This window comes from Capnocytophaga sp. H2931, assembly GCF_002302535.1.
Lineage (GTDB): Bacteria > Bacteroidota > Bacteroidia > Flavobacteriales > Flavobacteriaceae > Capnocytophaga > Capnocytophaga canis.
On record NZ_CP022381.1, the window covers coordinates 1,126,405 to 1,142,327 of the forward strand.

Consider the following 15,923-nt stretch of genomic DNA (forward strand, 5'->3'; position numbering starts at 1 on the left):
ATTACCTATACAATAACAATTCGTAACTATGAACTCTTAATACGTAACTATTATTTTGGGCAAAGATATGCAAAAAAAAACTCTTTTCGGATATTTTTAACTTAATTATAACAATATTAGCGTGAACGGTCAAAAACATATCGCGAACGGTCATTTTTTTAGGATAAAATTAACAAATGCAGTGCGAGAGATTTGGAATTGTTAAAAGGTTCAAGAGTTCAAGGTTTAAAGATTCAAAAATTCAAAAATTCAAAGATTCAAAGATTCAAAGATTCAAAGATTCAAAAATTCAAAGATTCAAAAATTCAAAGATTCAAAAATTCAAAGATTCAAAAATTCAAAGATTCAAAGATTCAAAAATTCAAAAATTCAAAAATTCAAAAATTCAAAGATTCAAAGATTCAAAGATTCAAAGATTCAAAGATTCAAAGATTCAAAGTTAACTATAAATTACGAATTACGAATTACGGGACTGGATAATTTCGTAATTTGAAATTTGGGTTGTGTTATAAAAAGTATGATGCTGGTTTTGATTGTCAGGCTGAGCGTAGTCGAAGCCCTGTAATGATAAGGCTTCGACTACGCTCAGCCTGACAAAAACACTTCTTTTTTTAAGGGCATCATACTTTTTACATCACCTTCGAAATTTGAAATTCGTAATTTTCTTTGTAATTCGTAATTGTTTCACCACGTGTGCGTTAAAGAATGCTTTTTAATTGTTTTGGATTTTGTCGATTATCCCAAAAGGATACAATTTCAATCATATCTCGGACAATATAGATTAAAGAGAAGTTTTGAAGAATAATTAATTTTCTATACCTTAACACATTCCCATCTTTATGATCTTCTTTTTCTTCTGCTATAAAAGGATTTTTCATAAGCATATCTTCGGCTTCCTCTACAGCTTTCATGATCTTTTGAGAATATGTATTTGATGAATTATGGCTTATCCAAAACTGTAAAACATCTACATATTCCTGCTCTGCGACATAAGACCACTTTATACTCCGCATATTTTTCTTGCTTTTTCTCTTACTTCTAAATAAGATTTGGCTTCTCCTTTTTCTGCTTGTTTTATTCCTCGCAAAATATTTTCTCTTTGTTTTTCAGTAAGTCTTGTTTCATCATAAACCTCTAAGCCAATGGCTTCTAAAACTCTCACTGCCATTTGATACTGTTCAAAAGAGAGTGCTTTTTTGAATTGTATGGTATGTGTATTCATCACTTCTGTTTTCTGCAAAGGTAAGAAAAATAAATTACGAATGATTAATTATTAATTACGAATTACGATGGGGAATGAAAAATTATAAATTATAAATTATAAATTACAAATTACGAATTACGGGAATAATTACGAATTACGGGACTGGATAATTTCGTAATTCGTAATTTGAAATTCGTAATTTTCTTTGAAATTCGTAATTTTCTTTGTAATTCGTAATTCGTAATTAATACTACACAAGTCCTTTTTGAATGAGGGCTTCAGCAATCTGAATGGTGTTGGTAGCGGCTCCTTTGCGGAGGTTATCGGCAACAACCCACATATTCAAAGTATTTTTCTGTGATTCGTCACGACGAATACGTCCCACAAATACGGCATCCTTACCTTGTGCGTAAAGAGGCATAGGGTAACTGTTCGTAGTGGTATCATCTAAGACTTGAATCCCTGCCGATGTTGATAGTAATTGTTTGACTTCTTCGAGGTTGAAATCGTCACGTAATTCAATATTTAAGGACTCACTATGCCCTCCAACCACTGGGATGCGTACGGCTGTGGCCGTTACAGCAATGGAATCATCGCGCATAATCTTTTTCGTTTCGCGTACTAATTTCATTTCTTCTTTGGTGTAGCCATTGTCCTCAAAAACATCACATTGAGGAATAGCATTGCGGTGAATCTGATAGTGGTATGCTTTCTCCCCTTCTACTCCATTGTATTCATTTTCAAGTTGCTTTACAGCCTTGACTCCTGTTCCTGTGATAGACTGATAGGTGGAAACCACCACACGCTTGATGCCGTACTTTTGCTGTAAAGGTGCTAAAGCTACTAACATCTGAATGGTAGAACAATTGGGATTTGCTATGATTTTATCTTCTTTAGTAAGCACGTCCGCATTTATTTCGGGGATAACTAATTTTTTGGTAGGGTCCATACGCCAAGCTGAGGAATTGTCGATAACTGTAGTACCAACTTGTGCAAACTTGGGAGCCCACTCCAAAGAAGTGCCTCCTCCTGCCGAAAACAACGCAATGTCTGGTTTCAACGAAACGGCTTGTTGCATACCAACTACTGCATATTCTTTACCTCGAAAGGTAATTTTCTTACCTACAGATTTCTCTGATGCCACAGGAATCAATTCTGCTACTGGAAAATTACGCTCTTCCAAAACCTCTAACATCACGTTACCGACCATGCCCGTAACGCCTACAACTGCTACTCTCATGCTTTTTTTATATTGAAAAATTAATTTAAAGTTTGATAAGGCAAACCATAAGCTGTAAGCTATAAGCTATAAGCTGTAAGCTATAAGCTGTAAGCCTATTACCTACTTAACTCCGTGCATCAATTTCTTGATCAATGGGTTAAGAGATATTATTAACAATCCTGCAACTACAGGAACTATGGTAAATATAAGAAAGAAAGTCGACAAGCTATACTGGTTCGTTATATTCTCAATTTGCCCCCCAAGGATGGCTGCAACCTTATTGCCTATGGCAATTGCCAAGTACCATACTCCAAACATAAAGGCAATCATCCGAGCTGGAACCAATTTCGACACATAGGATAGACCTACAGGCGACATACATAACTCTCCCATAGTATGGAACAAGTACGCCAATACCAACCAAACCATACTTACTTTAACTCCCTCGGTAACGCCATGAGCTCCAAGGGCTAACAATCCAAAACCAATTGCCATGATGATTAGTCCAAGTCCGTATTTCACAGCCGCAGGTGGATTGTAACGACTATCCCACCAACGAGAGAAAAGGTTTGCCAACGCAATTATAAAAAAGGAATTAAGAATAGAAAACCATGAGGTAGTGATTTCCACCCAGTTGGATTTTTCCTCGCGAACCACAGCCTTGACCACTCCACTGTTAGCATGAAGACTTGCAGCACGTTCTTTTGCCCATTCCATTTTTTCAGCATCTACATACCCAAACGATGAGAAATCATTATTTCGCGGTAGCATAAAAATATCCTGCCCCATTTCAAAACGAGCATCGGTCTCACCAATAATGGTTTCTTTACTTACCAATGAATATGTATTATTTTCAGTAGCGTAAAAATCATATAGTTTTTCCCCTTTTTTATCCATAACTATGGCTCCCGTTTCAGGGTTTACTCGTGGAACTGCAATGGTTGGAATTGCTTTTTCTACAATTTCATATTTCCCTTTTGGGATGTTTTTATCCGTGAACGGCACATACTTTGTAATAGCTTTTCCAGATACATCAACTTCCGTGATTTTGAACATTTTCTGGGTTTTGGTGGTAATATGCACCTCCGATGCTAATTTAGTATCATCGATCGCTAAAGGAACATGCTTCAGGATAAAATCACCTTCTGCATTGATTTTCAAATTCTTACCATCGCTATCGTACACCTGAAATGCATCGTAACTCACGCTATAAGCAACAGTATTAAAATCGCGTTTAAGCATCCAACCAACAACTACCCACACCAAACCGAAGCATACTAAAAGTACAATATTCGATGCAAATATCTTTGAAAACGTTTTCTTACCTAACAGATACAACACATACGTGATTAACAACAACGGAATAACCGTGAGTAACGCATTAACCACGTTGAAAATAACTGCCTGACTACCCAACAGCTCACGCTGTACGTTATCACGAGCAAAAATAATTAAAGATGAAGCTCCTTGCTCAAACGACAACCAAAAAAATACAGTAAAAAACGCAAAGATAATTACAGTAATCATTCTGTTTCGAACGATTTTCGTGTAACGAGAAATACGAGAGATGACTACAAAAAGAAACACAAAAAGCCCGAAGACTACAGCAATGTATTGCCCTTTGATGTTTTGAGTTTCTAAAAACTTAAATAAGTCGATCCCACCAATTCTTGATAGTGGATCGTTAATAGCATACCCTAACCCAATAATTGCTGCAATGGCTATCAAAACTTTATCAAGCATCGTAAATGGATTACGCTTTTCGAGGTCATTGATTTCTTTATTAACATGCTGTTTTTCAGAAATTTCCTTTCGAGCTTTCGAAGGCACATCACCTACGGTTCCAAATAGCGGACGAGCCAACCAAAACTGCAAGGTTCCCAACAGCATAAAAACACCTGCTAAACCAAATCCCCAACTCCAGCCCACTTTTTCAGCAATATAGCCACAAAGCATCATCCCGAAAAAAGCCCCTGCGTTCACACCCATATAGAAAATGGTATACGCTCCATCTTTTTTTTCTGGTAAATCCTTATACATGTGTGAGATAATGGACGTCATATTCGGTTTAAAAAAACCTGTTCCAACGACCAATAACCCCAGTCCGACATATAGCCAAAATTCGGTTTCCACCGCCATCGCAGCATGTCCTAATGTCATAATGACTGCTCCAATGACAATAGCCCATCGATAGCCAGTAAATCGGTCAGCGATGATCCCTCCCACAATAGGAGTCAAATACAGCAACATCACATACGTGCCGAACAAAGCTCCTGCGTTTTCGGTTGTCCATTGCCACCCAGGATTATAGCCTATCATTGCCATTGTTAGGAAGTTAATGAGCAACACTCGCATTCCGTAGAACGAAAAACGTTCCCACATCTCGGTGAAAAATAACACAAACAACCCTGCTGGATGCCCTAGCACTTGCGTGTCAAAAAAGTTCGATCTCGCTTTTTCCATTGTTAGTCAATATTTTTGATTAGGGCAAATATACCATTTCTTTTGAAAAAAACAAGAGACAAACACGAATCACTTAACATGCTTGTCTCTATTATCAGAAGTAAAGTCAATCACTTACAGTTAATTTCATTGCTATCAATGTATTTCGGCAGTCCATTCAGCTCCACTAATATCAATAAGTTTCAAGGTTTTAATTTCTGATTTAGGCAATCCTTCTAACGAAACTGACAAATCTGCTTTTGCTCCCAAAGGCAATATCAAACTATGCTTCCCTGGCTTCACTTTTGCTACATAATAGTTATTGATTTTTTCCTGAGGGAATTTTGATAAATAGTTCATATTCCAACTTTTAGAAACCTCTCCTTTTTCATTTAAAATTTGTACTTCAATTAAAAAAGAACCATACACATCGGCTCCTTCTATCCGAAATACTTCAAAAGTGAGTTCATTATCAGCTAACACCACATTTGAAATTTCTACTTTAGGTTTTACCGATTTATTATGAAGTTTCCCAAACACGCCTCCGTGAAAATACTGATTTGTGAATAACGTAATAGCGAAGATAAATAGCGAAAATACCAACACAAAAGGCTTCAGTTTTTCGGTTGGCAAGACACCTGAACCCAAGTAGTTAAACCATTTTTTGGAGGTAAACTCGTATTTTTTTCGTATAAAGAAATCATCAAGTGAATAAAATCCTCCACCGGTTAAGAAAATGGTAAAACCTCCTGCCAAGCCCAAAACGCCGATTTGCCATTCGTCTAAACAAGTGGTTCCCAACCATCCTGAACCCAACAAAATTCCCATTGCTAAAGAAAAAACTCCAATGCTCATCAAGCGTGTGAATAGCCCTAACATAATGAACAAGCCCACAATCGCTTCCACTATGGTAAAGGCTATCATAGCAAATTCTAATTTATCGGGATTAGAGACTAAGTATTCAATTAAAGGTTTTATTCCCAATGCATTAGGTAAAAAATGATTAAACTTCTCACCTACATAACCTGCCACTTCTGGAGAAAGTTTATCTTCTAAAACCACGCGTCGCCAAAAGGCAGAAAAGTACGTCCAACCGATAACCAAACGTAAAGACAAAGCGAACAACCCTGTCCAAGAGGAGAATTGCTCCTGATATGTATTATTTTTCATTTAAACTCTTTTTAATATTAAAATTTTATTACAAAAATAGCTTACTTTCCTAATCAGAAAAGTAAAAATAATTAACATAATAGGCTTCTCACAGTTATTTTCAATCTGCGATGCCTGCCATCTAAAAAAGTTAGCTTAAATGAATCCTTAAACACCTAAAAAGAATATACTTAGGAGGAGCATTTGAAGAATTTCGGTAAAAATACTCCTTTTTTATTTTCGCATCAAAAACAAATATCTCAGTAGAACAAAGCAAATCATTCTCCTGATTATCAAAAACATTTAGAACACATTCCGTACGAAGTTTTTTATTCGCAGAGACGAGATTTTGACATTGAAATGAAGAGGTAGTCGTTCTATTTTTATGAAGCGGTTTAAAAAATGATATTTCAGCACTATCAAAAAGAACTCCTTTCGCAGTACAGGGCGTAAGCGAAAACAAAATGAACACTCCCCAAAAAAGGAGTTTAACTTTTTTGATATGTAACAACAACTCTTTCACGGATTTTGAGAATGCGTTATTGGGCAAATGTACATTTTTTTTGAATAAAATTTCTGATTTTTTGTAACATTTTCCGTTTTTCTGCGTCTTTAAGGGTAGAAACCAATAATCAATATCATATGAAAACCACGTTATCCTTTTTATGTTTACTTTTTGCTACTGTTCTTTACTCTCAAGAAATCACCCTTTCGGGAGAAGTGAAAAATCAACAGCAAAAACCCGCTGAATTTCTGAATGTCATCTTAAAGAAAGACGGAAAACCCGTACACGGAGCACTTACTGATGTTTCGGGAAAATTTTCTGTAAAAATCCCGAAAGGTGATTATACGCTCATCTTGGAACAATTCGGAACGGAACTTTTCAGCAAAAACGTATCACTTTCCAAAAATACTGATTTAGGAGTTATAAAAATTGATGAGTCTATTCAGATGGAAGCCGTAACTGTTGAAGGTCGTAAAAAACTTGTAGAACAAAAAGTGGACAGAATTGTTTTCAACGTAGAAAATTCTGTTCAAGCAAGTGGTGGAGATGCCCTTGACGCCCTAAAATCTACCCCAGGAGTTCAGGTGCGTAACGAGGATATTTCTATTGTTGGCAAAAATGGTTTACGCGTAATGGTCAACGATAAAATAATACAACTTTCGGGCGAAGAACTCACTAACTATCTGAAATCCATAGCATCCGACAATATCCAAAAAATTGAAGTTATCACCACACCGCCTTCCAAATACGACGCCGAAGGCAATGCGGGGCTAATCAACATCGTACTTAAAAAAGCCAAGGAAGATCATTGGAACACTACACTTCGAACTTCCTATCAGCAGGGAATTGTTGGGAAATTACGCAACGGCATAAACTTTTCCTATCGAAAAAATAAGTTCTCCGCTTTGGCTGATTTGGGCTATACAGACGGAAAATCGAAATACGAAAACGACATTCATTTTTGGTATCCACAGGAATATTGGGTCAATCGGTTGGATATAGAAGGGAAAAGCAAAACGTGGGTACCCCTTGTGAATTTGAACTACGATGTAACCAAAAAAAGTACGCTTGGTGTACAATTTATGGGAAGTTTTTCGGATAATATCAACAATGGCTTGACAGCAAATCGTGCGTATATGTACAATAATCCGAAATTGATGAAAGAATATATTACCTATCAAATTGAACCTGAAAACACTCAAAATTTGTCTGTCAATGTGAATTTCTTACAAAAAATCGGAGATAAAGGAGCAAAACTCACCTTTGATGCCGATTATTTCCATTATAAAAAAGATAGAAATGACAACTTAAATACTATTTTCCATAATTATCAGTTGAACACACAACCAAAGTCGTATGTAAATTCGCTTTCTATACAAAAAATAGACAATTATTCCTTTAAAACTGATGCGGAGCTACCCGTTTCGTGGGGAAATCTTTCTTTCGGAGCGAAAATTGCCCGAACACAGACTGATAATATAGCCGAATCCGATTTTCGTGATGAAAATCAAATACAAACTCTTGCTCACAACGACCATTTTCTCTATACGGAAGACACCCAAGCCTTGTACGCCGATTGGGCGAAATCTTTCGGAAAGAAATGGAGCGTAAAAGCAGGTGTTCGAGGTGAAAATACACAGACCAAAGGAGTTTCCGTTTTAGCAAATAATGAAACACACAAACGAAATTTCTTTAAGCTTTTCCCGACATTATATATTCAATATAAAATTGATGAGAACCACAACATTTCGGCAAATGTAAACCGTCGCATTCATCGTCCGCAATTCTTTTCACTTAACCCAGGAAGATTATATATGAATCCGAAATCGTATGTAGTGGGCAACCCATTTTTGCAACCTACCTATTTATTAGGAGCAACGCTGAACTATTCCTATAAACATTGGTTAACATTCCAGCTAACATATTCCAACATACAGGATAATCGAACTCAAATTACGTATCACAATCCTGCTTTGGAGGAAACTAAAATGCAATGGGAAAATTTTGCTAATAGTAATGAGTGGAGTGCTTCGGTAAATGTCAATAAAAGTTTGTTTTGGTGGTGGGAATTTTCGGCATATATGATTGTAACTTACGAAAATGCAAAACCTTATGTTGCTGCATTTCCCGACCCAATGAAAAGTTGGGGAGGTTATCAATATTTGGGAAATACTTTTATGCTGAATGAAAACAAAACTTTACAAGCAAGTGTATCGTATGAATATCAGTTTCCGTGGGATAATGACACATCAAAAAGCTCGGAAGTTTCAAGTTTAGATTTGGGTATCAAATATTTAGCTTTCGATAAAAAATTAACTATTGCTCTCAACGCAAACGACATCTTCAAAACCAATATAATGACTTATACCCGAAAAATCAAACAACAAGGCATTACAGAAAGCTATCGTCAATACTACGACACGCGTTACCTACGTCTTTCGCTTACCTATAAATTTGGAAATAACAAAATTTCAGTACAAAAAAGAGAGGGAGGAAATGCAGAAGAACGCGGAAGAAGTTAGCTACATTCAATTGATAAAGGTAAATTTTTGAAAACAAACAAGGGATTATGATTTTTGTGGTAAAAGCATAAAAACCTAAAACCTTGTTTGTAATACTGTATAAAGATAGGGTAGAACTAACAAAATGTTTAAGAGTAGCCAATAAAAAACTATCTCGTATTTACCTAAAAGGAAAAGAGAATTTAAACTTTAATTGCCTATTAATAAGGTTGTTAAATTTATTTAACATTTATTTTCAGAAGCTATTTCATGCTAAAAACTGCATTTAGACATTACCAAAACTATGTGAAAAAGGAGCTTAGCAGACGTAGAGTACAAGTTTTAAACAAAATAAAAAGTCGAGATTGAACTCAATATAATAACCTGAAAGATATAAGAAAGAGACTGTCCGAAAAGTCAAATTTTTAGCAACTTCATAAAACTTAATCTATTGAATAAAAGCATTTTATTTTGACACTATCCCTCTAAGTGTGTAAGTTAAAAAGTTGGGGTTAAGTTTTTATAGTTTGAGTCTTTGTGCAAATATAAGCATAAATTGGTTTAAGACAATCCCCCAATTTTGGATAGGCATACTCCACTTTTTGGTAGCTTCTCTCAAAGCCAAGAAAACGGACTTTTGCACAGCTTCGTCTGTTGGGAAAGACAGCTTGTTTTTGGTGTATTTCCGAATCTTACCATTCAGATTCTCAATAAGATTGGTTGTGTAAATAATTTTTCTTATCTCTAACGGAAAATCGAAAAATACGGTCAATTCGTCCCAATTGTCATACCAAGATTTGATAGCATAGCCGTATTTTGACTCCCATTTTTGGGCAAAATCTTCCAAAGCAACCTTGGCAGCTTCCTTGTTAGGGGCAGTATAGATGTGTTTCATATCGGCTGTAAATTCTTTTCTATCTTTGTAAACCACATACTTACAAGCATTCCTAATCTGATGAACCACACATATTTGCGTTTGTGATTGGGGAAAAACCGTGCGAATGGTTTGCGTAAATCCGTTTAAATTATCGGTGGCAGTAATGAGAATATCTTCCACTCCACGAGCCTTTAAATCAGTGAGAACGCTCATCCAAAAGGCGGAACTTTCATTCTTTCCGAGCCACATTCCTAAAACTTCCTTTTTTCCCTCTCGATTCAAGCCCACAGCAAGGTAAATGGTTTTGTTGACAACTTTTGAGTTCTCACGAACTTTAAAAACGATGCCGTCCATCCAAACAATCAGATACAGCTCGTCCAACGGGCGGTTCTGCCAAGCGACCATTTCATTGGTAACCGCATTGGTAATCCTTGATATTGTGGAAGTTGATACTTCAAAGCCGTACATTTCTTGGATTTGTTCTTCGATGTCGCTCACGCTCATTCCTTTGGCATAGAACGATACGATGATGTTTTCCAAACCATCGATAACGTTCTTGCGTTTAGGGACTAACATTGGGTTAAAACTACCGTCTCTATCCCTAGGAACTTGGATTTGTTCTTCGCCAAAGGAAGTTTTTATCTTCTTGGAAGTGTGTCCGTTACGATAATTTCCATCTTTAGTTTTGTCGTGTTTTTCGTTGTCCAAGTGAACGTCGAGTTCGGCATTGAGCATATGTTCCACCGCTTTTTTGTGGAGTTCTTTAAAGAAACCTGTCAAGTCCTCAGCAGTCTTAAATGACTTGTAAAATTCTTTGCTGTTGAGCAATTCTTCCTTGTTAATCATATCTGTTTAAATTATGGGTCAAAAATAGTTAAAAAGTTATTTCCGAAATTTTTTTTGAGCTTTTAAGGGCTCAAAAAATTTCAGAATAACTTTTTAACTTACACAGATTATGGGATACTCCCTTTATTTTTAATATTTTGCTCAAAACAACTCTTTTCGGACAGCCTCCTTACATTGTAAATTAGTTGTTTATCGGTGCCGACCCCATTATGAATTTCAACTCTCCGCCGTTTTTAAGTTCTTCATCAGTGATAAAAGTGCGGTCGAGTGGTTTGCCGTTAAGTGTTGCCGACTGAATGTACATATTTTCCGCAGACACATTTTCAGCAATGATGGTAAAAGTTTTTCCGTTAGGCAGATTGATTTTCGCTTTCGGGAACAACGGACGCCCAATTTCATACTCACCCGAAACAGGATTCATCGGATACAAACCAATGGAACTCCACACATACCAAGCCGACATTTGTCCGCAGTCTTCATTTCCTGAATATCCGTTAGGTGTGGTATTGTATTGCGTTTTCAAAATTTCATTTATCCAATATTGTGTGCGATGTGGCTTCCCTGCTTTGTTAAACAGATACGCAATATGGTGGCTCGGTTCGTTGCCGTGAGCGTACTGCCCAATGAGTCCCGTAATGTCCGCCGAAACGTTATCGCCCGTAATTTCAGAACTTTCGGTAAATAGTTTTTCCAAATGTGTTGTGAATTTCTCTTTTCCGCCGAAAGCCTCAATAAGCCCTTGCGGATTTTGCGGAACAAACCACGAATGTTGCCAAGCATTTCCTTCAGTGTAATCGGTAGCTTCGCGGTGATTGGAGTGTTTCGGGTCGAAAGGCTCACGCCATTTACCACTTGCCGATTTGCCTCGCATAAAGCCTGTTGTGGGGTCAAACAAATGTTTGTATGCTTCGCTTCGTTTCATAAAGAACTCGTAATCATCGGTTTTTCCTAAGGCTTTTGCCATTTGTGCTACACACCAATCATCGTAAGCATATTCCAAGGTAATGGTTACCGATTCGTCCCATTTGTCGTACGGAATGTAGCCGTATTGTTTGTAGAATTTCAGTCCGCGTTCGTCTCCCATCATCGTTTTTTTCATCATTTCGAAGGCTTTTTCGGCGTCGAACGAACGAACGCCTTTGAGATAAGCCTCAACAATCACAGGGATAGAATGATAGCCGGTCATACAATCGGTTTCGTTGCCGTAGAGCGTCCAAACAGGAAGTTTATTGATAACGTCGGAATACGCTAACATTGAGCTAATAATATCCGAAGATTTTTTAGGTTGAAGCAAAGTAATTAGCGGATTTTCAGCACGGAATGTGTCCCACAGTGACAAGGTAGAATAGGCTGTAAAATCTTTGGTGGAATAAATTTCATCGTTTTGCTGACGGAATTGTCCGTTCTTGTCAGAAAACGTCACGGGAGCTACTTGCGTGTGATATAAAGCTGTGTAGAAAATCGTTTTAAGCGAATCGATAGGCGTTTCAATTTCGATAGAAGAAAGATGTTTTTCCCAAGTGTCGTGAGCTTTTTGGCGTACTTCGGCAAAGGTGCGTTTGTCGTATAAATCCAAATTCGCCAACGCATTCTCTTCACTTACAGAAGAAACCGCCACGCGCACCACCAATTCCTCCCCTGTGGAATTATCAAAGAAGAATTGCCCTGATGAGATTTGTTTTCCACTATTTTGAAGTTGTAAATCTTTAATAGGTTTAGAAAATGCAATAGCGAAGAACACTTTTTGATTTTTTGCCCAACCTGTACTGAATCGATGTCCTGTGATGATGTTTCCGTCGTTTTGTCCGTCCAACTTTCGATTGGATTGTTGGATAAACATTTCCGTAGGGCTATCCCAATTGATGGCAAATCCTAAATTCAAAATAACGGATTGTGTGTCGCCTTTTTGGTAGGTATATTTGTGGTAAGCAACGTATTGGTCTGCTGTAAGTTCTGCATTTACTTTGGGGTCTTCAAGGAAAACTTGATAGTAGCCAGGTTCTGCTTTTTCGTTTTGGTGCGAGTAACGTGACTTGTACGTGACTTGATTGCGGAAGTCCAAAGCAGCCTTCGGATATTGGTCTTTTTTCCCAGTAGAAAGTTGCGATAAATCGTACTCTTTATTGACAGGCATCAGCAAAATATCGTTCAAATCACCGATACCTGTTCCACTGAGCGACAAATGTCCAAAACCGATTAGTAAAGTGTCACTGTGGTGGTAACCCGAACACCAATCCCAACCGCTGATGCCATTCACAGGACTCACTTGCAACATTCCGAACGGAACGGTAGCTCCAGGGTAGGTATGTCCGTGTCCGCCCGTACCGATGAAAGGATCAACGTACGTGGTGAGTGGTTTTTGCTGTGTTTCTTGCTCTGTTGTAGGCTGTTTTACTTCTTGGCACGAAGTCACCATCAGCCCTAAAAGCGCCAATGATGAAATGTATTTTCTTATCATTGTTTAAAATATTTTATTAAAAATTTCATTTGCTTAATAAAGATGTCACCACATACCCTCCCCAACAAGCCAACAAGCCTAAAAACACGCTCAACAAAGCGTAAAGAAAGGCTTTTCCAATTTGGTTCTGTTCGATAAGTTGGAAGGTTTCTAAGGAAAATGCCGAAAAGGTAGTAAATCCGCCCAATACTCCTGTAATAAAGAAAGACAACCATTCCGCAGAAAAGTTTTTCTTCTGAAATAATACAAACAGTGCCCCAATCAAAAAGCTACCTAATACGTTGACAAAAAGAGTGTTAAAAGGAAACATTTTGACTATTCGTATGCTTATCAGTCCATAGCACAAAAAGCGAAACATACCTCCTATGGCACTGCCTAACCCTACGTACATAATTGATCTTATCATTTTTATTGATTAACCGAACACAACAAAAGTAGCAAAAATAATCATAAAAACAAAGAAGTTAGGAAGTCAAAAAATACAGATTGTTGTATAAATTGTAGTCTAAAACCAGATTATATTTTTTATCCCAACGAATATAGAAGAATAAAATTACAATCTACTTCTCAGAAGTTTATAGACATACTTAGAATTGTGATTTTTTTCAGAGTTCGTAATGAAAAAAACCGATGTGTATATATGCTTTTAAAACAAAAAATTTAAAACATAAATGGCATATTTTAATAGTCTGAGCAGTATCCAGATATCATAAAAAAACGGCCGTAATCCCTTACAGCCGTTTTAATTCAATAATAAAATTTAAAATCAAAAAACTATCTTAATCTGCTAAAATGACTACTCTATTGTTATTTAACTCTAAAGTTCCGCCATTGATAGCCAATAAAAATTCATTTTTTTTATATCCTTTTTCAAAACGAGAAGCAACGCTTTCTCGAAGTTCAATGTTTCCGTATAATTTCACGTATCCCTTCGTCAAAACTGACACGATAGGTGCGTGGTTTTCCAACATTTGGAACTCTCCGTTCACTCCAGGAACAGAAACCGCATTCACTTCTCCGTTAAACAAAATTTCCTCAGGGGTGACAATTTCTACTTTCATATCCGTATTGAATTTTCAATATTATTGAACCTCAGCTAACATTTTTTCTCCTGCAAGGATAGCATCCTCAATAGTTCCTTTCAAGTTGAACGCAGCTTCTGGCAAATGATCTAACTCTCCATCAATGATCATATTAAAGCCTTTTATCGTGTCTTTAATATCAACCAAAACTCCAGGTATACCTGTAAACTGTTCAGCTACGTGGAAAGGCTGTGACAAGAAACGCTGTACACGACGCGCACGAGCTACCGCCAATTTATCTTCTTCTGAAAGTTCTTCCATACCTAAGATGGCGATAATATCTTGAAGTTCTTTATAGTGCTGTAATAATTTCTTAACACGTTGAGCACATTCGTAATGTTCTTTTCCTAAGATCTCAGGAGTCAAAATTCTTGAAGTAGAATCCAATGGGTCAACGGCAGGGTAGATACCCAACTCAGCGATTTTACGTGACAATACGGTAGTTGCATCCAAGTGAGCAAAGGTTGTCGCTGGTGCAGGGTCAGTCAAGTCGTCGGCAGGAACATAAACTGCTTGCACGGATGTGATTGAACCTCTCTTTGTAGAGGTAATACGCTCTTGCATTGCCCCCATCTCAGTTGCCAATGTCGGCTGATAACCTACTGCTGATGGCATACGACCTAACAACGCCGATACCTCAGAACCTGCTTGGGTAAAACGGAAGATATTATCTACGAAGAATAAAACATCTTTTCCTTGTCCATCTCCAGCCCCATCACGGAAATATTCAGCAATGGTAAGTCCTGAAAGTGCCACACGAGCACGAGCTCCTGGTGGTTCATTCATCTGACCGAAAACGAATGTCGCCTTAGAGTCTTGCATTGCTTTTTTATCAACTTTGGTTAAGTCCCATCCTCCATTTTCCATAGAGTGCATGAACTCATCACCATATTTTATAATTCCAGATTCTAACATTTCTCTCAAAAGGTCATTCCCTTCACGGGTACGCTCACCCACTCCAGCAAAAACTGAAAGTCCTCCGTGACCTTTGGCAATATTGTTAATTAGCTCTTGGATCAAAACGGTTTTTCCTACTCCCGCACCTCCAAACAAACCAATTTTCCCTCCTTTAGCATATGGCTCAATAAGGTCGATAACCTTGATTCCTGTGAAAAGCACTTCTGTTGAAGTTGATAAATCTTCAAATTTCGGAGCTTCACGGTGAATCGGTAGTCCATTAGAACCTTCCTTTGGTAGGTTTCCTAAACCATCAATTCCATCTCCAATAACATTGAATAAACGCCCATAAATGTCTTTCCCGATAGGCATTTGAATTGGATTCCCAGTTGCAATTACTTCTGTATCACGACTTAAACCCTCTGTTGAGTCCATTGAAATCGCTCTAACAACATCCTCACCTATGTGTGACTGTACTTCCAAAACTAATTTTGAACCATCAGCTTTAATAATTTCCAATGAATCATAAATCCTAGGAAGTTCGCTCTCAGCAGCAAAAACAACATCCACTACTGGTCCAATTACCTGTGATACTTTACCTTTTTGAGACATTTTCTGTATAATTGTTATGTTTAATTATTTGATTTATATTTTGTTCACGCAAAACATAAAGTGTTTTTATGTTTGTCTGCAAATATATGATTTTTCTTAATAAAAGAAAAAAAAATGTATAAATTTAT

11 protein-coding genes are annotated in these 15,923 nt (G+C 37.2%); 1 reads left to right on the top strand and 10 read right to left on the bottom strand.

What is annotated here, in order from left to right:
• Nucleotides 1-698: 698 nt before the first annotated feature.
• From CGC52_RS04770 to CGC52_RS04790, 5 genes are all read right to left on the bottom strand, one after another.
• Nucleotides 699-1,013, bottom strand: a complete 315-nt coding sequence (locus CGC52_RS04770; protein WP_042006324.1) for a type II toxin-antitoxin system RelE/ParE family toxin — start codon at nt 1,011-1,013, stop codon at nt 699-701.
• Entirely contained in the window at nt 1,001-1,222 is a 222-nt protein-coding gene (locus CGC52_RS04775) for a hypothetical protein (protein ID WP_095893591.1), read from the bottom strand. Before CGC52_RS04775 ends, CGC52_RS04770 begins: the two co-directional genes overlap by 13 nt.
• Before the next feature lie 232 nt (nt 1,223-1,454).
• On the bottom strand, nt 1,455-2,444 hold the full coding sequence (locus CGC52_RS04780) for an aspartate-semialdehyde dehydrogenase (protein ID WP_095893592.1): 990 nt from the start codon (nt 2,442-2,444) through the stop codon (nt 1,455-1,457).
• Nucleotides 2,445-2,546: 102 nt separating this feature from the next.
• Nucleotides 2,547-4,889 (bottom strand): oligopeptide:H+ symporter, encoded by a 2,343-nt coding sequence (locus tag CGC52_RS04785; RefSeq protein ID WP_095893593.1) that lies wholly within the window; start codon nt 4,887-4,889, stop codon nt 2,547-2,549.
• Between the two features lie 135 nt (nt 4,890-5,024).
• Nucleotides 5,025-6,038 (bottom strand): TQO small subunit DoxD, encoded by a 1,014-nt coding sequence (locus CGC52_RS04790; RefSeq protein WP_095893594.1) that lies wholly within the window; start codon nt 6,036-6,038, stop codon nt 5,025-5,027.
• A 621-nt stretch (nt 6,039-6,659) separates the two neighbouring features.
• Between CGC52_RS04790 and CGC52_RS04800 the strand changes: the two genes are divergently transcribed.
• Nucleotides 6,660-9,044 carry an outer membrane beta-barrel family protein gene (locus CGC52_RS04800; protein WP_095893596.1) on the top strand — a complete coding sequence of 795 codons (2,385 nt, stop codon included), beginning with the start codon at nt 6,660-6,662 and terminating at the stop codon, nt 9,042-9,044.
• Nucleotides 9,045-9,543: 499 nt separating this feature from the next.
• Here the strand turns inward: CGC52_RS04800 and CGC52_RS04805 are convergent, their stop codons facing one another.
• The 5 genes from CGC52_RS04805 to atpD all read right to left on the bottom strand — a co-directional run bounded on the left by CGC52_RS04805 (nt 9,544) and on the right by atpD (nt 15,795).
• Nucleotides 9,544-10,746 (bottom strand): IS256 family transposase, encoded by a 1,203-nt coding sequence (locus tag CGC52_RS04805; RefSeq protein WP_095893597.1) that lies wholly within the window; start codon nt 10,744-10,746, stop codon nt 9,544-9,546.
• Between the two features lie 181 nt (nt 10,747-10,927).
• Nucleotides 10,928-13,204, bottom strand: coding sequence for a GH92 family glycosyl hydrolase (locus CGC52_RS04810; RefSeq protein WP_095893598.1), 2,277 nt, complete (start codon nt 13,202-13,204; stop codon nt 10,928-10,930).
• Nucleotides 13,205-13,229: 25 nt separating this feature from the next.
• On the bottom strand, nt 13,230-13,610 hold the full coding sequence (gene crcB / locus CGC52_RS04815; protein ID WP_095893599.1) for a fluoride efflux transporter CrcB: 381 nt from the start codon (nt 13,608-13,610) through the stop codon (nt 13,230-13,232).
• Nucleotides 13,611-13,983: 373 nt separating this feature from the next.
• Nucleotides 13,984-14,265 (bottom strand): F0F1 ATP synthase subunit epsilon, encoded by a 282-nt coding sequence (locus CGC52_RS04820; RefSeq protein WP_095893600.1) that lies wholly within the window; start codon nt 14,263-14,265, stop codon nt 13,984-13,986.
• A gap of 21 nt (nt 14,266-14,286) precedes the next feature.
• Complete coding sequence (atpD, locus tag CGC52_RS04825) at nt 14,287-15,795, bottom strand: F0F1 ATP synthase subunit beta (RefSeq protein WP_042008529.1); 1,509 nt, start codon at nt 15,793-15,795, stop codon at nt 14,287-14,289.
• Nucleotides 15,796-15,923 lie beyond the last annotated feature (128 nt).